We start from the raw sequence: 21,695 nt of genomic DNA, 5'->3' as shown, positions 1-21,695 counted from the left end.
GTATGCTCCTCTAATTATTATTTGTTTTGTACTGAGCAATGGCAGCACTAATTGCAGCGATGTGCTCATTTGGCACACCTTGAGATTTAAAAGATGGTGTTCTCTGTGATACTTCAAGTTCTGGCTGAGAAAATTTGCTAGCCAGCTTAGACATAACTGTCACTGCACCAATCAATAAAGAAAGAAATACAAACACACCCACCATACCGGTTAGCATTAAATTGCCTGCAGTTGTGAGCAAAGCCCCTATATCCATAATTCTCCCCTGTTCAAAACTGAATACATAAAAAATCAGTTTATTTAAATAAATATTCACCAATAGTAACAAAAACTATTCTTTTGTCTACACATTGTAAATTGGTAAAACCAATTAATCTAAAAGTAACATATCACCAATAAGGTTAACACCATCTAAAATAGCTTATTTAACCTATATATATAGATGGTAAAAATGTTCGTTATAAACAAAGAATATATAAAAACCCTAATATTCTGTAAAAACACATAAAAATATACCTAATGAGCTAATCCACTAAAAACCGCCAAAGAAAATGTTAATTGGTCTTACCAAAATAACGACTGTAAAAACTATTTATTATCTCATCAGACACCACTGTGAATAAGTTACAGATAAAACCGTAAAAATTACCAACCTAATATAAAGCCAAACTCAAAAAAACAAATCAAACTATTGATTTAAAACAAAATAAAATACTGGCACATTACTCGCTTATATAAAAACAACACTTTAACACTTAGATAAATCAAGGAGATGACAATGTTACGCTGGACAATTACATTTTTGGTGATCGCACTAATCGCAGCCGTTTTAGGATTTGGTGGTATTGCAGGAGCCGCAGCAGGAATTGCTAAGATCATATTTTTTATCTTTTTAGTTTTACTGGTTATTTCACTTGTCTCTGGCGCTTTACGTGGTAAAAGCCCCAGGTAGATAAGAAACAACGAACTTTTTTAAATTTATATACAAGGAATTACATTATGAAATCATCAACACTTAAAGCAGCAGCTATTGGCCTATTCGCAAGTGCATTTATTATGGGTTGTGAAGACAATCATGCAGAAGAAGCCGGTGAACGCATCGACGAAGCCGTGACAGATGTTCAAAATAAAGTAGAAGATGCCTGTGAAGAAGTAAAAGAAGGTGTCAACGCTGAAGAAACAAATTGCTAATTCAGCCCTCTTTTTAAAAAGCGACCATTTGGTCGCTTTTTTTTGTGTTTAGTACTAGTCGCCAAGTTGCTACCCATTAATTATAAACTCTGAACTATTAATTCTTTTTAAGCTGCGCATTTGCCACATAGCTTGCTAAAATGATAAAAAATAGCTTTTAAGTATAGATGCATGGTATTTACGACAACCTATAAACTCGATAAACCTTACTTTTATGAATGCTTCGACCAATCGCTGCCTTATAGTAAACGCGCGCAACCTAAATATTTTTTATTAGCACTGCTTGTTGTATTGGGATTATTTGGTATTTATGGTTTAGGAGATCATTACCTAGGTACATTTTTGCTGATGCTAGCCCTACTCGAATGCATCGCCTTTTACTATCGCCGCCCATGGTGGGTTACCAGGCAAATGCTAAGCAGAGCGTCTGGTTCTGAAGTCACTCTCACCTTCGACGAAGACGGAATAAAATCAACCAATCATTACAAAAATTACCAGTTAGCTTGGCACGACATTAACGAAATTATTACTACAGATTGTGGACTATTGTTAAAAAGTAAAAGCGGTATGCAATACATTTCCAAGGCAATACTCGACGAAGAAACGATTGATTTTATAAACAAAAAAGCCACTCAATGAGTGGCTTTTACAAATGTCATAGTTATATTAACTAGCACATTTTATACTATGTTGATTAAGCATTGCCCGGATTAGGGTTAGACTTTTCAGCTTGTATGCGCATGTAAATTTCTTCACGATGAACTGATACGTCTTTAGGTGCGTTAACACCGATACGAACTTGATTTCCTTTAACACCTAGAACAGTAACGGTTACTTCGTCACCAATCATAAGGGTCTCGCCTACTCTACGAGTTAGTATTAGCATTCTCTTGCTCCCATGTTCCAATAAAATTATAAGATTCCGCACAAACATTTTAATTAAAATTAGACTAAAAAGTAAGTAAAAACTCTCAATCTATTCATTTTCTGTTAAAAATGTCTTATGTAATGCACGAACAGCCAGCTCTAGGTATTTTTCATCTATTAAAACTGAAATTTTGATCTCTGAGGTCGCAACAAACATCACATCAATGTTTTCTTGTGCTAGCGAATCAAAAAATAAACTCGCTACCCCGGAATGAGATTTCATCCCCATACCCACCGCTGACACTTTCGCCACATTGGTCAATCCGTCAATTGCCTGTGCGTCAAATTGCTGTTGCTCAGCCGTTAACAAATCAAGTGCGTTTAAGTAATCATTTAAATGCACAGTAAAAGCATAGTCGACTTTTTCAACTTTATGATTAATTTGATTAATCATATCTATTTCGATGCCATTATCAGCAAAAAGTTTCAAAACTTTTGCAAGATGTTTGGTGCCTTGCGGCATTCCATGCACCTTAATTAAGCACTCATCTCGATTAAATGCAATACCCGATACGACATTGCTTGTCACGTCGCTCTCCTCAAAACTAATTAACGTGCCTTCATCGGGTTTAAAGCTAGATAACACCCGCAGAGGAACATTGTGTTTACCAGCAGATTCTACAGAGCGAATATGTAACACTTTAGCGCCTAAACTTGCCAGCTCAAGCATTTCAGCAAAGGTGACATGACTTAAACGTCGTGCGTTAGGTTCCACACGCGGGTCTGTAGTATATACGCCATCAACATCGGTATAGATCTGACACTCATCGGCTTTTATTGCACCAGCAATTTCAACCGCAGAGGTATCGGTGCCACCACGCCCAAGCGTGGTCACGTTGCCCTCAATATCGCGCCCCTGAAAGCCGGCAATAATAGCAATACGGTTATGTTCAAGTTCATGTTTTAAACGCGTTGCCGCAACTTCTTCTACACGGGCTTTACCGAACATGTTATCGGTTAATATATTCACTTGATCGGCTAGTAAGCTTACCGCTGAATGGCCGCGTTTAATAATGGCCATCGCTAATAAAGCAATAGAGACTTGTTCACCGGTACTGAGTAATACATCGAGTTCACGACTACTCGGGCGAGAGTCGATTTGTTTGGCAAGATTAATTAAGCGATTGGTTTCTCCCGACATTGCCGAAAGCACCACCACCACTTGGTGGCCTTGTTGCTTAGTTTTAACAACAAGGTCGGCGACCGCTTCAATACGCTCTATTGAGCCTACCGAAGTGCCGCCAAATTTTTGAACTATAAGTGCCACTTAAGCTTAAGTACGCTCAGTTAACCAAGCTGTTACGCTATCAAGTGCTGCTGTTAAATTTTGTGGCTCAGAACCACCCGCTTGCGCCATATCTGGACGACCGCCGCCTTTACCACCGACTTGGCCTGCCATGTGATTAACTAACTCACCCGCTTTTACTTTGCCAGTTAAGTCTTTAGTTACACCCGCAATTAGACTTACTTTGTCGCCGCTGGCAACACCTAAGGCAATAACACCTGAGCCAATTTTATTTTTAAGGTCATCAACCATACCGCGAAGCGCTTTTGATTCTGTGCCCTCAACGTTGGCCACTAACAGTTTAACCCCGTTAATTTCAACCACTGAATCAAGTAACGATGCACCTGCCGCACTGGCTAGTTTATCGTTAAGCTGGGCAACTTGTTTTTCAAGCCCTTTCGACTTTTCAAGCAAGGCAGTTACTTTTTCAAGCACTGACGCATTGTCACCTTTTACAAGCGCTGCAACATCAGCTAATTGTTGCTCTTGCTCGCTTACATAAGCAATTGCCTCTGCACCTGTTACCGCTTCAATTCGACGAACACCAGCAGCAATACCGCTTTCAGATACAATTTTGAATAAACCAATGTCACCCGCACGCTCTACGTGTGTACCACCACAAAGCTCGATTGAGTAATCACCAATAGTCACAACGCGTACTTCGTCATCGTACTTTTCGCCAAACAGTGCCATTGCACCTTTTGCTTTAGCATCATCAATTGCCATTAGCTCAGTGTTAAGAGCAAAGTTACGACGAATTTCGTCATTCACTACGCGCTCAATTTCGCGCAGTTCTTGTTTGGTCACCGCTTCAAAATGTGAGAAGTCAAAACGCAGACGATCTGGCTGCACAAGTGAGCCTTTTTGCGATACGTGCTCACCTAAAAGCTGACGCAGTGCTTCATGCAAAATATGCGTAGCGGTGTGGTTTTTCTTAATGCTGTCACGGCGCGCATCGTCAATAGTTGCATCCACTTTATCGTTAACGCCAATACGCCCTTGAACTGTTCCATGGTGAGCAAAAGCATTACCCAGTTTAGTGGTATTAGTCACCACAAACTCACCGCCGGCTACTGTGATTGTTCCGCTATCACCAATTTGGCCGCCTGATTCAGCGTAAAACGGAGTACGGTCTAAAACAATAATACCTTGTTGACCATCTTCAAGTAATGATACAGCTTCGCCACCAGCAAAAATTTCTACCACTGTGCCACTGTAATGAGTGCTATCGTAGCCTTTAAAGTCAGTGTGCTTGTCTGATTTTAATTGGTCATTGTAATCAGCCCCAAACTTACCCGCTTGTTGCGCAGTTTTACGTTGTACTGCCATGCATGCTTCAAAACCTTGATGGTCAATCGTCATCTGGCGCTCACGCGCAACATCGGCTGTTAAATCAGCAGGGAAACCATAGGTATCGTAAAGCTTAAATACTAAGTCACCCGGGATCACATCCCCGGTTAAATCACTTAGGCTTTCTTCTAAAATAGCTAAACCACGCTCAAGCGTTTTACCAAACTGCTCTTCTTCAATACGTAGTACTTTTTCAATAATTTCTTGTTGCTTAGCAAGCTCTGGGTACGCTTGACCCATTTGCTCAATAAGTGCAGCAACCAATTTATAGAAAAACGCGCCTTTAGCACCTAACTTATTACCGTGACGTACTGCACGACGAATAATACGACGCAATACATAACCACGGCCTTCATTTGATGGCATAACCCCATCTGAAATTAAAAATGCACACGAACGAATATGATCGGCTACCACGCGAAGTGATTTATCATCCATATCTTGTGCATTGGTAACACTTGCAGCGGCCGCAATTAAGCCTTGGAATAAGTCGATTTCGTAGTTTGAATGCACACCTTGTAAAATAGCTGAAATACGCTCAAGGCCCATACCTGTATCAACAGATTGCTTAGGAAGTGGCTCCATAGTCCCGTCGCTTTGACGGTTGTATTGCATAAATACTAAGTTCCAAATTTCAATGAAACGGTCACCATCTTCTTCAGATGTGCCCGGAGGACCGCCCCAAATATGCTCGCCATGATCATAAAATATTTCAGAACATGGACCACAAGGACCCGTATCACCCATAGACCAAAAGTTATCGCTCGTTGCAATACGAATAATACGATCTTCAGGTAAGCCTATATCGTTAGCCCAGTAGCCAAAGGCTTCTTCGTCATCATGGTAAATGGTTACTAACAGCTTTTCTTTTGGTAGTTTTACAACCTCAGTTAAAAACTCCCACGCAAATTTAATTGCATCTTGCTTAAAGTAATCACCAAAGCTGAAATTACCTAGCATTTCAAAAAAGGTATGGTGACGTGCTGTGTAACCTACGTTTTCTAAATCGTTATGTTTACCACCAGCACGCACACAACGCTGCGAACTGGTTGCGCGTGTATAAGGGCGGCTTTCAGCGCCTAAAAATACATCTTTAAATTGCACCATACCGGCATTATTAAATAACAACGTGGCATCGTTACCCGGTATAAGCGAACTAGAAGGAACAACTTGGTGTTGCTTGCTGGCAAAAAAGTCTAAAAACTGTTGCCTAATTTGTGCGGTAGTCATGTGCTGCATGTGAAAGTCTCACCTGTATTTACTGTGCTTGCATTGCAAAATTTATTTGATCATAGCTAAATCCTCGATACATTAAGTAGCGCACGCGCTTAGCTTTTTCTTTGTACTCGAGGTTTGCCGGTGTCGTTGAATATTTTTTGTTGTACGCTTCCTGCGCGAGCTCAAACCAATCTATTTCCAGCTCTTCAACCACTGTTTCAAGCAGTGCTCTATCAATCCCTTTACTCATGGCCTCACTTTGAATTCGCTTTAAGCCATGGCATTTAAATATGTGCTTTCTTACAAACCCTTCACAGTAACGCTGCTCGTTAATAAAATTGTGCTTTTCGCACCAATCAAGCAGGTTTTCTATGAACTCGTCGGTTGCTTCTCTTTGCTGTAACTTTTGGGTTAACTCTCGGCGCGAATACTCTTGCCTTCCTAGTAACCAAAGCACATAGTTTTTTAACTTTTGTTTTAACGTATCATCCATTAAGCGTCAAAGCGCCCGCTTTGCTCGCTACTTAAAGGCTTAATGTTACTGTCATCACTTGGTGGCACAACGGGCATAAAAATAGCCTGATAAGAAACAAAGAAACTAATGTAGCAAATTGGCATTAAAATCAACAGCGGTAGTAGCGATAAGAACATCGACACCACAATTAATAATGCGCAAATAATACCATAAACACTCAATGGTAAAATATTATAATAAAACACCATAAACGAACTTTTTAAGGCATTTAAAATACGTTGTTCTTTATTAAAGTAAACCAGCGGTACCGCATAGGCAAACGAAGTAAAGTATATCGACAGCGCAATTAAAAACAGTGCCACATTGGCAAACGAAATACTCTCAAGCATTTGGCTAATTGCTGTATTAGGATCTAAGTCAGGCTGCGTCATAACCGCCATCGCATCGGCAAATAACCCATTGGCGAGCAGCGCAATTAAAATACCGGCACCCATTTGATAAAGCGCTAAGCGAAATAAGCCTAACCGATTTCCTTTTGCTGAAAAGGGCTTCAAAATGTCGGCTAACATAATTTTTCCGCCTTGCTGCTTGGTAAGCACGGCTTGATAAAAACCAGCGGTTAAAAATGGTGTAGCCAATGCTGCGACTATTTGTAATAACGGCAAAAATAAAGACAACAAGCCAACAATGCCAATAAACAAGTGCATAAAGATAAAGGTTAATGGCTGAGTTTTAAAAATTAGCCAACCCGCTTTAAACCATTTTAATGCCGCATCCGCTTTAAAAATTCGTAATTGTGTAGACATACTTGCTCTTAATTAAAACAAAACACGCCGAGTATAACTCGGCGTTGGTTGGTATTACAGAGGTGGCGGCGATAAATGCCGTTAATATTAGGGTCTGTTGCCCTTTACGGATTAAAATTTGTTCAAACTAGGGGCGATTTAATCGCGGCGCGAGGTTTGTAACCTAGTGGGCTAAGTCAAAACCGAGCAACAAAGAGTAAATCGCCCCTAGGCAGAACCCTTCGGGCAGCGCCTGTTTGGCATTGATGCTGCGTTATCGCCTATTTATGGGGAATAACCACACCACATAGGCTCTGCCTTGCCTAAATACCAAACAGACTGCTGCAAATTTAACCTTGAAAGGTCAACAGACCCTAAGGTTTTTTAATTTTCTTAATATCTAGCATATGAGAGCCATGCTTAATTTTAGTCTCTAAATACGCCTTGTTACCTGAAAGCCCAGCTTTAATGTGTGCATGAGTGCCCACAACAGAGTCCACCTCTATGCCAGCATCTTTTAATGCGTTAAGCTTTTTAGGATTGTTAGTCATTAATTTTACATGCTTTAAATTGAGCGCATTGAGCATTAATACAGCATCCGAAAAATCACGTAAATCATCAGCAAAGCCCAAATGATTGTTGGCCTCGTAAGTGTTCATACCTTGTGACTGCAGTACATACGCATCAATTTTATTGTATAAACCAATACCACGCCCTTCTTGGCGTAAATAAAGTAAAATACCGCCTTGTTCGTGCATCATTTCAATACACTCATTTAACTGCTCACCGCAATCACAACGTGACGAGTGAAACACATCACCGGTTAAGCATTCAGAATGCATACGAATAAGCGGAACATCTTGCTCGGTATCGGCGTTTTTAAACACTAACGCAACATGCTCTTGGCCATCTTTTAAGCCACTAAAGGAAATAATTTCTGCAGGAATATCACTATTTTTGCCAACATTAAGCTGGACTCTTGCTCTTACTTGCGCCACGACCAATCCAAATATTAAAAAACTACGACACGATAAAGTGATAATATCACAAAATAGGTTAAATACACCGTAGTACAAGACTGTTTATGGCAAATATATGGCGACGGTAGCGACTATTTTCAATCTTAAACCGCAAATATATTACTAGCGAGCGTTTACCTTGATTTACCTAAAGTGATGACATATACATAAGGATTTGCTAATTTGTTATCGACAAATAATAGGGATCATTATGAAATTAAACAAACTTGCATTACTGATGGGCTTAGGTTTATCTGTATTGAGCACCACGTCATTTGCCGAACAAACAAATAAAGCTCAAGCCGTTTTCAACGACGCGTATCAAAATTACTTAAATGCGATTAAAACCAAAGAAAATGTGCAACAAGCCGCGGAGCAGGCTTACACATTAGGTAAAACTGTTTACGGTGAAAATGCTGATAACACCGCAAACTTAGCGATTAACTATGCAAAATCAATTAATCGATACGGTAAACAGTGGATTGAAAAGCGTTTTTCGCTCTATCAACAAGCCTATACTATTTTAGTTAATAACCATGGTAAGCAATCGCCTGAAACCATTGATGCTTTAGTCGGTATGGCTAGTTTTGCCCCTTCGGCTCAAAAAGCGGATTATTATTTAGAGCAAGTGATAGCAATCGCAAACACACAAAACAACCCTAAGTTTGTGGCTGATATGAAACTAGAAGCGGCAACCATACTAGCTAATAAATTCAGCTATGAAAAATACCGAGAAGCTAAAAACTACCTAGAAGAAGCCGATGAGTATTATCTGGCTAACTTACCTAAAAACTCAGTTGAACAAATAAAAGCTGATTTTTTAATTGCATCGTTTGCAGAAGGTCGAAAAAGATACGATCAAGCAATAGAACGACTTAACCGTGTAGTAAATGTGTTTGATGAAAGCTTAAGTTACGATCACAACGCCGAGCTTACCGCACACTCAAGATTGATTGGCTTGTATGAAAAACAAGGCAAAAGTGATGAAGCCACCAAACACTGCATCGCGATTGCTAAAATGGTGCCGTGGAAAGAAAGCCAAGAGCAAACGCCGCTATACCGCGTTAACCCTAAATACCCTACAAACAAAGCGCGCTTTCGTAAAGATGGAAAAGTCGTTATGGAGTTTGAAGTAGATGAGTCTGGCTTTGTAAAAAATCCGCAAGTACTTAGTTCTGAAGGTGGCGTGGCCTTTGAAAAATCGGCAGTAGAAGCATTAGCGCAATGGCGTTATGCACCTAAGTTTGAACATGGAAAAGCCGTTGCAGCAACTTCCAAAGTACAGCTCGACTTTAAAGTAAACCGTTAATAACATACCAAAGGCGCTTTAAGCGCCTTTTTAGTTTATTCTACTTTAACTTAGCTAAAATGTTATCGCTGGCGGCCTCTATTAAATCAAGTACCTTTTCAAAGCCATCATCACCGCCATAGTAAGGATCGGGAATTGCGCTTTGTGCTTGCTCGCCATACTCTAAAAATAACGCAAGCTTATACTGCAAATGCTCAGGGCAGCGTGCGGTTAGATCCGTCAGGTTTTGTTTATCGGCTGCTAAAATTAAATCAAACTCGCTAAAATCACTACTGCGTACCTTGCGCGAAAAAATACCTTTAAAACTATAACCGCGTTTTTCACCAGCCTGCATAGAGCGTCTATCTGGCGGATTACCTTCGTGGTGCCCAATAGTCCCAGCCGAGTCCACTAGCAAATCAATGCCTAACTCTTTAGCTCGCGCTTTTAATACCGCCTCTGCGGTAGGTGAACGACATATATTTCCCAAACACACTATCAGTACTTTTTTCAATGATAGCTCCTTTATTGTTTAAGATTTTGTAAAATAAGCGACATTCCAGTCACCAACATTAAAAAGCTACTTAAGCGAGGCTAATATTTTTTGCTCGCCTTCAAGCATTGTGTGCATGGCAGTGCCCTGTTTTACACGGCTATGCAATGCTGCAAGATTAGGCCAGCGCGACTCATCAAGTTGCTCACCACCATGCTCCATATTCATTAACTGGCAGCTCACAGCAATGTCGGCAAGGGTTAAGCTCTCGCCAACAAAAAACTCGTTATCCCCTAAATAATCTTCTAAATAATCAAATAAAGGCGGTAGTTTTTCATTTAATGCACTTTGCACTAAGGCTTCATCGGTTGGCTTTTGCATTGTGGGGGCAATAATACGTTGCTGAAACACCGTAAATGTTGCAGAAGGAGCCAGCTCGTAATCTGCGTATTTTTCTAACCAGCGAACGGCTGCACGTTGCTCTATAGTATCACCGAGTAAAGACGCTGAATTAGGGTATTTTTCATCAAGATATTGGCAGATAACGCTAGAATCCGCCAAACTTAACTCGTCGTCTTTTAGCGCCGGAATTCGCCCTAGAGGGTTCAGTTCTAAAAACCAATCAGGTTGATTAAACGGCGAGACTATTTCGAGTTTATAGTCTAGTTGTTTATGCGCTAAACATACACGCACTTTACGTACATAGGGAGAAAGCGGGACACCATAGAGAATTATGCTCATTGTGATTCCTATAAATTAAAACTGCTTTAAAATTGCGTCATCGTAGTCATCGGCATTAAGAGTTAAATTATATTTAGCCGCAACGCTATCTAACTCGGCTTGTTTAATCGCTAAATCATCCATGGTGATGGTGTTATCGTCAAGCTGCCATAACAAGCGTGAACCTGCATAACTATAGTGAATGGCTAATAGCGCATCAGGATTACCTTCTCGTCCCGCCGCTTTAAGCTTTGCCATTTTACGAGTGATTTTATTAAGCGCTTTTTTAAGCTCCCACACATACACCACCTCACTCATAAAAGGATGTGTACGGTATTTATTTAACAACCAGCCTATGCCAATACTCGTAACAATTACGCCTAATAAGTTCCAATGAAAATGACTGCCACTTTCATCGGGAAATAATGCAATTAAGGTTTGTGAAATTGCTAAACTGCCCACAGCTAAACCTGCTGCACAGCCGACAATAACGCGATTTAAATGTTTACGATAACGTGCTTTATCTATTTGAATAAGTTGCATAGCTGCCTAAAAGTAAAAAACTAAAAATACACAGCCCCATTGTAGCTAAACCCATCACAGAGTTTCGACTCTTTTTAATAAAATACCCGTAGTTTTTGATTTAGCGCCTGTTTTATACTGCTTTCAACATAAAACCAACCAACGATTTTATTTGCACCCACATATTAGGCATAGGATAGTAGACAACAAATACGACTCAGTTTAGGAACATCATGATAAAAACACTGATTGCCACAAGTTTAATATTTTCTTCTTCTAATGCGTTAGCCAACTTAAACACACCGCTAACCCCAGAAGAATTGCGAATTGAAAAAGCCAGCCAAGCGATGCCAGCCGTACTAAGCGCTTTTGCCAGCGAAGTTAATCAATTTGAGCAGCAATTCAAGTCACTCTCAAGCTATGCACAAGCCGTAGATGCCATTAATGACTACTCAAAACGATTATGGTTTAGTGCAAAAAAACGCATCGCTACAACGCAAAACTTAGATGATCGCGCGCTTTATTGGGCTCGCTTACAATCAAGTAAAATAATTCGTACCACAAAACCTGCATTTTCGCTGAGCACTGCGCAGCAAACAGTGTTATTAACACTTCTAGAGAATGGCAGCCGGGGTCGCACCGATCTTAGCTACTCACAAAACACCTCTAAAAAAATATTATTAACTGGATTTGACCCGTTTTTACTTGATAGAAATATAAACCAAAGCAACCCATCGGGTGTTGCAGCACTGCTTCTTGATGGCCAAGTCATTAACTATAAAGGGATTAGTGCTGAAATAAACACAGTGATGGTGCCTGTGCGTTATGAAGACTTTGATCACGGTATTATAGAATCCTTACTTGCCCCTTATTACGCACTTAATAATGTTGATATGGTGGTTACCGTTAGCATGGGTAGTAAAGACTTTGACCTTGAGCGCTTTCCAGGCAAGCGCCGCAGTGTAACAGCGCCCGACAACGCCAATGTAGTGTATGGAGGCAGTAAAACAGCGCCGCTCATTCCAAGCTTGAACGACCGCCCATTACCAGGTACTGAGTTTGTAGAATTTAGCTTACCCGTTAGCGCTATGTTAAGCGCAAAAGGCCCTTTTCCTATTAATGATAACCATCATGTTATTACCCTAAAAAAAGACTTTGAGCCTAATAGTTTCGATGAATTAAAAGACGCTATTGCAGTGCGAGGCGGTGGCGGTGGTTATTTGTCTAATGAAATTTCGTATCGCAGTATTCGCCTGCGAAATCAGCTAAATTCAGATATTCCGACAGGGCATATTCACACCCCACGAATTGCTCAGTTTGAACCCGAAACTGAAGCTAAAATAGTAAAGCAAATTCAAACTATGTTAGAGCGCAGTTTAGTCGCACTCTAACATCGTTTGCTTCTTCAACTTCAACGTTAGAACGACTATTAATAAACGTAGGAGCACTTAAATGCTTCTACGTTTTTTTGCTTTAAACCGCTAAAAAAGCATGCTGAAATTACATTAAAATTAAAAGCGCTCTGTATCAATCTCGGCTATTTTATAATAAAAACTCATTACTTTAATTATTAACTAGATCTTCACAAATTGTGTTCTATGCTCATTTGAGGTACAAACCTTATTACAGGGACATAGTAATGCTCACAATTAATCACTTTTTTAATTCTTTAAATTTAACAAAAAAACTTATTTCCGCCTTTTTAATTGTTGCTCTAGTGCCAATAGCAATAATTATCACGGTCACTATCAATACAGCGTCAAACTCGATGACTGAACAGGTTTATTCCCGTTTAGATGCGGTGAGTGAAGTAAAACAAAGCGCTGTTAAGCGCTACTTTAACAATATTGAAAATAAACTAAATGCGCTGCAAGCAAATCCAGAAATGGCCACTATTGCGACAAAGTTTATAGCAGGATTTAATGATATCTCCCCTTCAGATTCATCAGCGTCGCTAAATCGCTTTTATGAAGAGTCTTTTACCCCAAAATTTAAACAGCTAAACCCAACAAATACAGTCTCTTCATCTCTATTAGAGCAAATGAATCCAAAAAGTATTGAGCTGCAATCACGTTATCTAGCTAATAACCCAAATCCAATTGGTGAAAAACAAAAACTAACCACCACAGAGCAATCAGACAGTTACGAGCAAGCGCACCGCCAATATCATCCTTATCTACGCGATATGACTAATATAAATAAGTTCTACGATATTTTTATTATCGACCCAGCAAATGGCAATATTGTTTACTCTGTTTATAAAGAAGTCGACTTTGCAACATCGCTGCAAACAGGCCCCTACGCTGATAGTAATTTAGCGAGCTTGTTTCAACAATTAAAAGACAGCAACGACCCACAAGCAATTGCATTTGCAGATTATAAACAGTACTCCCCTTCATATAACGCCCCTGCGAGCTTTATAGGTAAGCCTATTGTTGTTGATGGTAAAACAATTGCTATTTTAGCAGCCCAATTATCGATTGAAGATGTCAATTCAATCATGAAAGAACGTGGCGGGTTGGGCGAAAGCGGAGAAACCTACCTTGTAGGTCCTGAGGGGTTAATGCGCTCTGACTCTTATATTGACCCGAAAAATCATTCTGTAGAAAGCTCATTTAGAAACCCAAATAAAGGCACAGTAAATACCTTATCTGTAATCAAAGCACTGAGAAATGAAAAAGGACAACATGTTATAAATGATTATAACAATGAAATGGTGCTATCTGCATTTGCACCTGTAAATGTATTTAATGTTCGCTGGGCACTCATAGCAGAAATGGACGAACAAGAAGCTTTTGAGTCGATAACAACACTTTCCCAACAACTCATTGTTATTCTTTTTATCACTATTTTTATTGTTACTATTGCCGCATATTGGTTTGCGAGAACACTAACAAAGCCTGTACATGCACTGGCTGATACAATGAAAAAAGTGGAGCAACAAGGTGACTTTTCATTACGAGCAACTGTCTATTCAAATGATGAAATAGGAGTCAGCACTCAAGCATTTAATACTCTTTTAAATGCACTACAGCTATCAATTAGTGAAACAAACCGTGTTATGAATCAAATGGCTGCGGGTAAATTTGATCAACGTATTGAAGCGCCATGTCGAGGGGAATTAGATACGTTAAAACAAGCAACCAACGATTGCGCAAGTTCACTAAACGGAGCAATAAACGAATTAAATACCATTGCGATTGCTATGGCTGATGGTCAATTTGATATTCAAATTAATGCCTCAATGTCAGGCGAGTTAGGCACCTTAAAAAGTAATATTAACGAATCGCTTTCTTCAATAAATAACACAATGAATAGTATCGTCGATATTATGGCTAACGTAGAACAAGGTAATTTTAAAGAACAAATCACCTATCCAGCGAAAGGAAAACTTGCGCAACTAAAAGACAGCGTCAATAACTCAGTTAGTAGTTTAAGTATTGCCATAGATGGAATTAGTGACGTTATGAGTGCATTACGACAAGGCCAGTTTTCTGCGCAATTAGAGGCCCCCTTAGCTGGCCAGCTTGATATTTTAAAACAAGATATTAATTCCAGTATGGCTAATTTAAATAATGTAATGAATGAAATAGGTGAAGTCATGACCTTTGTTAGTCAAGGTGACTTTAAAAAGATGATAAAAGGTGAAGCCAGCGGTCAACTTGAGCAGTTAAAAAGTAACATCAATACATCAATCACTGCTATTGATACTGCTTTAACTGAGATTTCATCAGTCATGCTAGCAATTAGTCAGGGGCGTTTTGATCATACTATTTCATCGGCTATGACAGGCCAACTAAATAGTTTAAAAACAGATATAAACCATTCGGTAACTAACCTCGAACGTGTCATAAACGACCTCAACCAAGTAATGGCTGCGATGGCAAACGGCGATTTTTCTCATCAATTAAAACAGCCATTACAAGGCCAGTTGGAAGATTTAAAAAATAATGTTAATGAGTCTACCTCATTAGTTTCATTGGCTATAAATGAAGTCAGTAGCGTTTTATCAAACTTAGCTAAAGGTGACCTTACCAAAAATATTGAGGGACAATATCAAGGCGTATTCGATACCCTAAAAAGCGACACCAACGCAACTATCGAGAAATTAACTAATGTCATTCAAGAAATTCAAGTATCGGCTAGTCAAGTTATGCAAAATGCGGGTGAAATAGCTTCAAGTAATACTGAGATAAGCAAACGCACAGAGGAACAAGCAGCCAACCTTGAAGAGGCAAGCTCAAGTACTGAGCAAATGCTAGATGAGCTAACTAAAGTATCTGAACAATCAAAAAGTGCCGTGGCATTGGCAAGCAATGCAGAGCAAATTGCTGAAGAAGGAAATCGCTTATCAATACAAACCGTTAGCGCGATTGATGACGTGAATGAAGCCAGTAAAGACATTAACGAAATACTTACGGTTATTGACAACCTCGCTTTTCAAACAAACTTGCTATCACTTAATGCCGCCGTGGAAGCTGCTAGGGCTGGCGACCACGGAAGGGGCTTTGCCGTAGTTGCTAATGAAGTAGGTGATTTAGCGGGGCGTAGTGCTAAATCGGCAAAGCAAATAAAAAGTATTATTGTAAATAGTAATCAAAAAATAGCGCTTGGGACGGAATTAGCAGACACCTCAGGGAAGAAATTAAAACACATAATGCAAGCTGTTAGCGATGTTAATAAAAATATCATACATATAGCGCATTCAACCTCCGCACAAGAGCAAGCGATTAAAGAGGTTAACCTTGTTGTACAACGTTTAACCGGTTTAACCCAGGCAAACTCGGCTATTACAGAAGAAACAATGGCGGCAGCACGTCAAATGGCAGAACAAGCTACCGAGATGAGAGTGCAACTCAATTACTTTAATCTAAAAAAAGAGCAACAATAGACTAAAAGCACTGCAAGTTATTTTGCTAACACGATGCTTTTTTAACTTAAGTAATTCAATGAGCCATTATTGAATAATGGCTCATCATGACGTTACGTTACTTTACCTGCTAAATTAAAACGTGGCTGAGTATATAGCTGGGTTTTAACCACCTCAGCCAAAATCGTGACCGCATTCCATATATCTTCAAATGAGGTATAAAGAGGTGTAAAACCAAATCGTAATATATTGGGCGCACGAAAATCAGCAATAACCCCTTTTTCAATTAACGCTTGGCATATAGCGAACGCGTCTGTATGTGAAAACGCCAATTGGCTACCTCTTTGACAGGCATTTTCAGTAGAGCATAAACGCAAATCACTTAAGCATGAATGTGTTTGTAGCAATTTAATAAATACCTCGGCAAGTGCAATCGACTTTTCTCTTATTTGAGAAATGTCTACGTTTTGCCATACATCAAGGGCGGCATCTAACGCACTCATAGCAATCACACTGGGTGTGCCACATAAATACTGATTTATATTATCAGCGCCCTGATATTCAGCATTAAAAGCAAACGGTTTAGCATGACCCATCCAGCCTGATAGTGGCTGCTTTACACTAGCCTGATGACGTTTTGCCACATATAAAAATGCAGGCGAGCCCGGGCCACCGTTTAAGTATTTATAGCCACAGCCAACGGCAAAATCAGCATTACAGTTATCGAGCTCAACCGGTAAAGCACCCGCGCTGTGGGCTAAATCCCATATCACTAAAATGCCTTTTTCGTGGGCAAGCTTGGTCAGCTTTTGCATATCTAATAGCTGCCCGGTTCTAAAGTTTACCTGCGTTAATAGCAGCACCGCCACTGAATCGCTAAGGCTTTGTTCAATGTGTTGCTCTGCTACTAATTTAAGCTGACATAGGTCAGGGCCTAATAAGTCACTTAACCCTTGTACCATGTATAAGTCGGTTGGAAAGTTATCTTGCGTGGATAACACCACATTTCGGCCAGGGTTTAACGATAACGCACTACTTAACAGCTTGAACAAGTTAACTGAAATAGAGTCACAACAAATCACTTGGCCTTTTGCAGCACCAATAATCGGCGCTATTTTATCTCCTACCTGAGTGGGTAAATCAATCCATTGGTGATCATTCCAACTTCTAATTAAGTGACTACCCCATTGTTGATTTACCACCTCTGCCACGCGCGACTTAACGGCTTTAGGCAAGGCACCTAGTGAATTACCATCGAGATAAATAGTGTCTGCGGGTAAATCAAATTCATCGCGTTTATTAGCCAGCGGGTCGGCTTTATCAAGCGCTACAATCTCATTAAAATTCATTTTTATATCTCATTTAAATTTTTTATTAGTGTACTAAATGCCTCAGTTCCTGGGTGGATCCAATCAAAATGCCCCACGCCTTCGAGCATCACCACCGGGCGTTTAAGCTGCGCTAAATTAAAAGCGGGGACAATGGCGTCTTTGTCACCTTGTAAAATAATGCTTTGGGGATGAAGTGGCTGCTCACTCGGGTTAGCTTGCGTGTAAGCCTTAGGTTTATCAGTTGGCATACCTTGCATAAAATCTTTTGTCACTTTTTGACAGCTGTTATTACCACGTGCATATGCTTTTATATCAGTAATAGGGGCTAAGCCAATAACGCCTTTAAGCTGGCTTATTTCACCACCTGCAAGCAGTGCTAAATGTCCACCAGCAGAGTGCCCTACAGCAACCGAGTCAGCTAATTTAAACTCGCCATTATTGTAAGTACTTGCCGCTAAAATACCGGCTTTTATATCATTAAATGTGACAGGCCAGCCACCACCGCTTGTACCACTTCTTCGATACTCTAATGACCACACGTTAAAGCCAGCTTGTGCAAGCCCCGTACTTAACGCATACGTGTGTTTAATATCGTACTCACTAAGCCAACAGCCACCATGGAGTAAAATAACTAACGGCGTTTGCACCAGTGCTTGCTTTGCGCGCCAAAGTAATGCGTACTGTGACTCATCACTGCCGTAGGCTATTTTTTCATCGGCTAAGTTAAATCCCAATGAAGCCACTTTTGCATAAGCTACATCATTTTCAACATCAGGAAATTGAACTGGTTGCTGCGAGGCACTATTTGCTAACAAAGGCCATACACTAAAAAATAAAACCACTAAGCTCTTCAAAATAAACTACTTCCTTTTTTATCCAAAAACGGTATAACAAAATAACGCTGGTCAATCGTCTACAAACATTCTGTTGTACGGCCTACCAGCGTTATAACGTCATTCATAATAAAATAAATATAGTGTTTATTGTTGTTTGAAAATTACGCCTTCTTTCATCACAAAATCAACATCCATTAAAGCGCTAATATCGCTAAGTGGGCTGGAATCTAAGGCAATAATATCGGCAAACTTACCAGGCTCTATAGTGCCTAAGCTCTGGCTCATATCAATTAAATCAGCAGCATTGACGGTTGCCGACTTTAAAATATCGGAGGTACTCATACCGGCTTCATACATCAATACGGCTTCTTTTGCGTTAATACCGTGCTTTGATACGCCACTGTCCGTGCCAAAGGCAATTTTAACGCCGGCTTTGTAAGCCTTAGTAAAGTTGTTGAGCATATCGCCCCCCACTCTCGTTGCTTTAGCCTTAATAGGTGCAGACATAAAATCTGAATTTTTTGCCATATTAACCACAGTATCGCCAGCTAATAACGTTGGTACAAGGTAAGCGCCGGTTTCTTTAAAGAGCTTAATGCCCTCTTCATCGGTGTAACTTCCGTGCTCAATGCTATCAACCCCTGCACGAAGTGCGGCATTAATACCTTGTGCAGCATGGGCATGGCTTGCTACTTTTCGCCCTAACCCATGTGCGGTTTTTACAATGGCTTTGAGCTCATCGTCTTCCATTTGTTGACCCGTCCCCGTGGTGGTATCAGAAAGCACACCACCGGTAGAGGCCACTTTAATTAAATCGGCCCCATACTTAATTGCATAACGTGTTTTTTTACGGCACTCAACTGCGCCATCACACACTGTTGGTGGTGTTTTTATGGTGAGTAAATCAGGACTCATACCATCAACATCTAAATGCCCACCAGTAATAGTAACTCCAGCACCGGCAATAATACGCGGACCATTAACCCAACCATTCGCCACCCCTTTTCGTAATGCGTACATTTGCTCGCTTTGACTACCTACATCACGCACGGTGGTAAATCCCGCCATTAGGGTTTTATTAGCAAAATGAACACTGCGCATTGCTACATCTGCATCAGACATTTCAACCAGTTCTTTTTTATTATCTGGCCCAAGCTCACCTTGTAAATGCACATGCATATCCATAAGCCCTGGCATAACAAAGCTGGTCGATAAATCGATTAATTGGGCATCATCACCAAATCGAGAGGCCGGTAAAAAACCAGCGGATACAGACACTATTTTGCCATTTTCTATTACTACAGTTTGTTTTTGCTGTGATTTTTCGCCAGGGACGCTTAATAGCTCTCCCGCATGAATCACTTTAGTATTGGCTTGTGCATTGCTGGCGCAAAAATTTGCGGCTAAAAAAATCGAGGTAATAACACTCAATCGAAATATGCTCATGAAAATCTCCAATGATTCGCTTTTCGTTAACAGCAACGAAGTAACGTTAAAATATTGTTAAACAACCAATACCTTATCAGGAAAGTCACAAAAACAAACCTGAAATACGTTTTTAGTAAAAATTCTGTTCACTATTTACACTGTCTTCAAACGGAAAAAATAAAAAAGATGTCTATACTCAACAATATTGTTGTAATACTTTTCATATGTAGGGAGCTTATGGATATTAAAGACATAAATATTGCACTGCTAGAAAAATGCAACTTTCTTTTAATGGTATTTGATAACCATGATCAGCTCAGTTATCTCTCAGATGGGTGGTCAGAGCTAAATATTACAACCAAAAACATGCCAACCATTGAAAGCCTGTATGCCTGTTGTACAACTGAAAGCAAAACACTATTACAGCAACAAATTCTCGCACTAAAATCGCAACATAATGAGTTAGACCAATTTGATATTGAGCTCACATTTGCAACCGATTACTCTATTAAACTGAATTGCTGCTTACATAATGTGGATCAAAACCAACATCAATATATGGTTTTAGTTTTTAACCAGCATTTTGCCCAAGTGTCCTCTGTTATTAGTAATAACGAATTACAAACCATCATAGAAAACGCAGGCGAAGTTTTAAAAGTAGGTTATTGGCAGCTCGACTGTAATAGCAACCAATTATTTTGGACCGATGAAATTTACACTATCCATGGTGTTTCCCCTAGTCGCTATTCACCACAGTTAGATACTGCAATAAACTTTTATCATGCAGATGATAAGTCCAAAATAGCCAGCGCTGTCGAAAATGCGCTTTTAACGGGGCAAGAGTGGAGTTGTATAAAATTACGTGTTGTAGATGACGACCAACAAGAACGCACTGTGATATCAAGCGGTAACGTATCAAGAAATAAAAATGGTGAAATTACTAAGCTATACGGCATTTTTCAGGATATAACAGGAAGTGAAAAAATAGCCCTTGAACGAGACTTTTTAGTTACCGCACTCAAAGAAACTACGGTAGGAATGGTCATTGCCGATAAAAATAAGCATGTTATTTGGGTTAATAGATCATTCGAAAAAATGACAGGGTATAGCCTTTTTGAAGTCGAAGGCAAAAAGCTCGGCTCTATTTTACAAGGTGAAAACACTGATTTAAAAACGATAGCTAAACTTAAAACTCATCTCAAAAAAGGGCTACCTATAAGCACCCGAATTTTAAACTACACCAAAAGTGGGGAACCCTATTGGAATGAGTTGGCAATATCGCCGATTTATAGAGATGGAAAAATCGCTTATTACTTTGCGGTGCAAAACGATGTAAGCAAAGAAATAAACATAGAACACAAACTCATAGCCCTTAATACCAGTTTAGAGCAACGAATACAGGCACGCACTCAAGAACTATTTACACTTAACAAAGAGTTAGAAAAACAGGCTAATGTAGACCCACTTACAGGATGTTTAAATAGGCGAACCTTATACAGGTTTCTTACCGATGAGCTATTAAAAACACAAGATGAAAATACCTATATTTCATTATTAATGCTCGATATAGATCACTTTAAAGCCATAAATGATAACTACGGCCACGAAGCTGGAGATAAGGGTTTAAAAGAACTCGCTAATATTTTACATGGCCTCACCAGAAAAAATGACGCCGTATTTCGCCTTGGCGGTGAAGAGTTTTTAATTATTATGCCTAACACAAACAAAGCCGAAGCTAAGCAAGCCGCTGAGCGTATTAAAAACGCAGTGAATGAACATAAAGTTTACTATCGTAATAAAAATATTAGCTTTACTGTCAGTATTGGACTGCTTACCCACGATGGCACAATTAGCCTACAAAGCAGCTTAAAATACGTTGATGACTATTTATACGAGGCAAAAAATAGTGGTCGAAATAAAATAGTTGATTGACTCGCTATAAGACGGATTGTTTTAA

Annotated in this window: 20 protein-coding genes; 7 read left to right on the top strand and 13 right to left on the bottom strand. The window is 39.7% G+C overall.

What is annotated here, in order from left to right; translation table 11 throughout:
• Positions 1-10 precede the first annotated feature (10 nt).
• Positions 11-256: an OadG family protein gene (locus ND6B_RS17525; RefSeq protein WP_013464128.1), complete on the bottom strand. Its 246-nt coding sequence runs from the start codon at positions 254-256 to the stop codon at positions 11-13.
• A gap of 522 nt (positions 257-778) precedes the next feature.
• On the opposite strand from ND6B_RS17525, the gene ND6B_RS19800 reads away from it, so the two are divergent.
• The 3 genes from ND6B_RS19800 (at position 779) to ND6B_RS17540 (ending at position 1,830) form a co-directional block, all read left to right on the top strand.
• Complete coding sequence (locus tag ND6B_RS19800) at positions 779-952, top strand: DUF1328 domain-containing protein (protein ID WP_002961939.1); 174 nt, start codon at positions 779-781, stop codon at positions 950-952.
• A gap of 47 nt (positions 953-999) precedes the next feature.
• Entirely contained in the window at positions 1,000-1,191 is a 192-nt protein-coding gene (locus ND6B_RS17535) for a hypothetical protein (RefSeq protein ID WP_013464127.1), read from the top strand.
• Between the two features lie 171 nt (positions 1,192-1,362).
• The gene (locus tag ND6B_RS17540) at positions 1,363-1,830 is read left to right on the top strand and encodes a YcxB family protein (protein ID WP_008115132.1); all 468 of its coding nucleotides are present in this window, start codon (positions 1,363-1,365) and stop codon (positions 1,828-1,830) included.
• A 55-nt stretch (positions 1,831-1,885) separates the two neighbouring features.
• On the opposite strand, the gene csrA is transcribed toward ND6B_RS17540, so the two are convergent.
• From csrA to ND6B_RS17570, 6 genes are all read right to left on the bottom strand, one after another.
• Positions 1,886-2,077: a carbon storage regulator CsrA gene (gene csrA, locus ND6B_RS17545; protein ID WP_004587515.1), complete on the bottom strand. Its 192-nt coding sequence runs from the start codon at positions 2,075-2,077 to the stop codon at positions 1,886-1,888.
• Between the two features lie 90 nt (positions 2,078-2,167).
• Positions 2,168-3,385, bottom strand: coding sequence for an aspartate kinase (locus ND6B_RS17550; protein WP_013464126.1), 1,218 nt, complete (start codon positions 3,383-3,385; stop codon positions 2,168-2,170).
• 6 nt (positions 3,386-3,391) lie between these two features.
• Complete coding sequence (alaS, locus tag ND6B_RS17555; RefSeq protein ID WP_033102598.1) at positions 3,392-5,992, bottom strand: alanine--tRNA ligase; 2,601 nt, start codon at positions 5,990-5,992, stop codon at positions 3,392-3,394.
• A gap of 19 nt (positions 5,993-6,011) precedes the next feature.
• Positions 6,012-6,464: a regulatory protein RecX gene (locus ND6B_RS17560; RefSeq protein ID WP_008115122.1), complete on the bottom strand. Its 453-nt coding sequence runs from the start codon at positions 6,462-6,464 to the stop codon at positions 6,012-6,014.
• The gene (locus ND6B_RS17565; RefSeq protein WP_008465956.1) at positions 6,464-7,252 is read right to left on the bottom strand and encodes a BPSS1780 family membrane protein; all 789 of its coding nucleotides are present in this window, start codon (positions 7,250-7,252) and stop codon (positions 6,464-6,466) included. Before ND6B_RS17565 ends, ND6B_RS17560 begins: the two co-directional genes overlap by 1 nt.
• A gap of 353 nt (positions 7,253-7,605) precedes the next feature.
• Positions 7,606-8,229, bottom strand: coding sequence for a GTP cyclohydrolase II (locus tag ND6B_RS17570; protein WP_008465954.1), 624 nt, complete (start codon positions 8,227-8,229; stop codon positions 7,606-7,608).
• 232 nt (positions 8,230-8,461) lie between these two features.
• Here ND6B_RS17570 and ND6B_RS17575 point away from each other — a divergent pair, with 232 nt between their 5' ends.
• Positions 8,462-9,559 carry a TonB family protein gene (locus ND6B_RS17575; RefSeq protein ID WP_033102597.1) on the top strand — a complete coding sequence of 366 codons (1,098 nt, stop codon included), beginning with the start codon at positions 8,462-8,464 and terminating at the stop codon, positions 9,557-9,559.
• A gap of 40 nt (positions 9,560-9,599) precedes the next feature.
• Here the strand turns inward: ND6B_RS17575 and ND6B_RS17580 are convergent, their stop codons facing one another.
• The 3 genes from ND6B_RS17580 to ND6B_RS17590 all read right to left on the bottom strand — a co-directional run bounded on the left by ND6B_RS17580 (position 9,600) and on the right by ND6B_RS17590 (position 11,294).
• Complete coding sequence (locus ND6B_RS17580) at positions 9,600-10,052, bottom strand: low molecular weight protein-tyrosine-phosphatase (RefSeq protein WP_033102596.1); 453 nt, start codon at positions 10,050-10,052, stop codon at positions 9,600-9,602.
• A 66-nt stretch (positions 10,053-10,118) separates the two neighbouring features.
• The gene (locus ND6B_RS17585) at positions 10,119-10,772 is read right to left on the bottom strand and encodes a glutathione S-transferase family protein (RefSeq protein WP_033102595.1); all 654 of its coding nucleotides are present in this window, start codon (positions 10,770-10,772) and stop codon (positions 10,119-10,121) included.
• A gap of 15 nt (positions 10,773-10,787) precedes the next feature.
• Positions 10,788-11,294, bottom strand: a complete 507-nt coding sequence (locus tag ND6B_RS17590) for a DUF3087 domain-containing protein (protein ID WP_008465950.1) — start codon at positions 11,292-11,294, stop codon at positions 10,788-10,790.
• A gap of 212 nt (positions 11,295-11,506) precedes the next feature.
• Between ND6B_RS17590 and ND6B_RS17595 the strand changes: the two genes are divergently transcribed.
• Positions 11,507-12,664: a hypothetical protein gene (locus ND6B_RS17595; protein WP_033102594.1), complete on the top strand. Its 1,158-nt coding sequence runs from the start codon at positions 11,507-11,509 to the stop codon at positions 12,662-12,664.
• A gap of 248 nt (positions 12,665-12,912) precedes the next feature.
• Entirely contained in the window at positions 12,913-16,164 is a 3,252-nt protein-coding gene (locus ND6B_RS17600) for a methyl-accepting chemotaxis protein (protein WP_033102593.1), read from the top strand.
• 92 nt (positions 16,165-16,256) lie between these two features.
• Here the strand turns inward: ND6B_RS17600 and kynU are convergent, their stop codons facing one another.
• The 3 genes from kynU to ND6B_RS17615 form a co-directional block, all read right to left on the bottom strand.
• Positions 16,257-17,492, bottom strand: coding sequence for a kynureninase (gene kynU, locus ND6B_RS17605; protein WP_028834390.1), 1,236 nt, complete (start codon positions 17,490-17,492; stop codon positions 16,257-16,259).
• 2 nt (positions 17,493-17,494) lie between these two features.
• The gene (locus ND6B_RS17610; RefSeq protein WP_033102592.1) at positions 17,495-18,328 is read right to left on the bottom strand and encodes an alpha/beta hydrolase family protein; all 834 of its coding nucleotides are present in this window, start codon (positions 18,326-18,328) and stop codon (positions 17,495-17,497) included.
• A 126-nt stretch (positions 18,329-18,454) separates the two neighbouring features.
• Positions 18,455-19,756: a metal-dependent hydrolase family protein gene (locus ND6B_RS17615; RefSeq protein WP_024601245.1), complete on the bottom strand. Its 1,302-nt coding sequence runs from the start codon at positions 19,754-19,756 to the stop codon at positions 18,455-18,457.
• Between the two features lie 219 nt (positions 19,757-19,975).
• Between ND6B_RS17615 and ND6B_RS17620 the strand changes: the two genes are divergently transcribed.
• Complete coding sequence (locus tag ND6B_RS17620) at positions 19,976-21,670, top strand: GGDEF domain-containing protein (RefSeq protein ID WP_033102591.1); 1,695 nt, start codon at positions 19,976-19,978, stop codon at positions 21,668-21,670.
• Positions 21,671-21,695 lie beyond the last annotated feature (25 nt).

The sequence above is a fragment of the Pseudoalteromonas sp. ND6B genome (assembly GCF_000764215.1).
Taxonomy (GTDB): Bacteria; Pseudomonadota; Gammaproteobacteria; order Enterobacterales; family Alteromonadaceae; genus Pseudoalteromonas; species Pseudoalteromonas tetraodonis.
The sequence above is the reverse complement of the archived record's forward strand: the minus strand, read 5'-3'. Positions and strand labels throughout refer to the sequence as shown.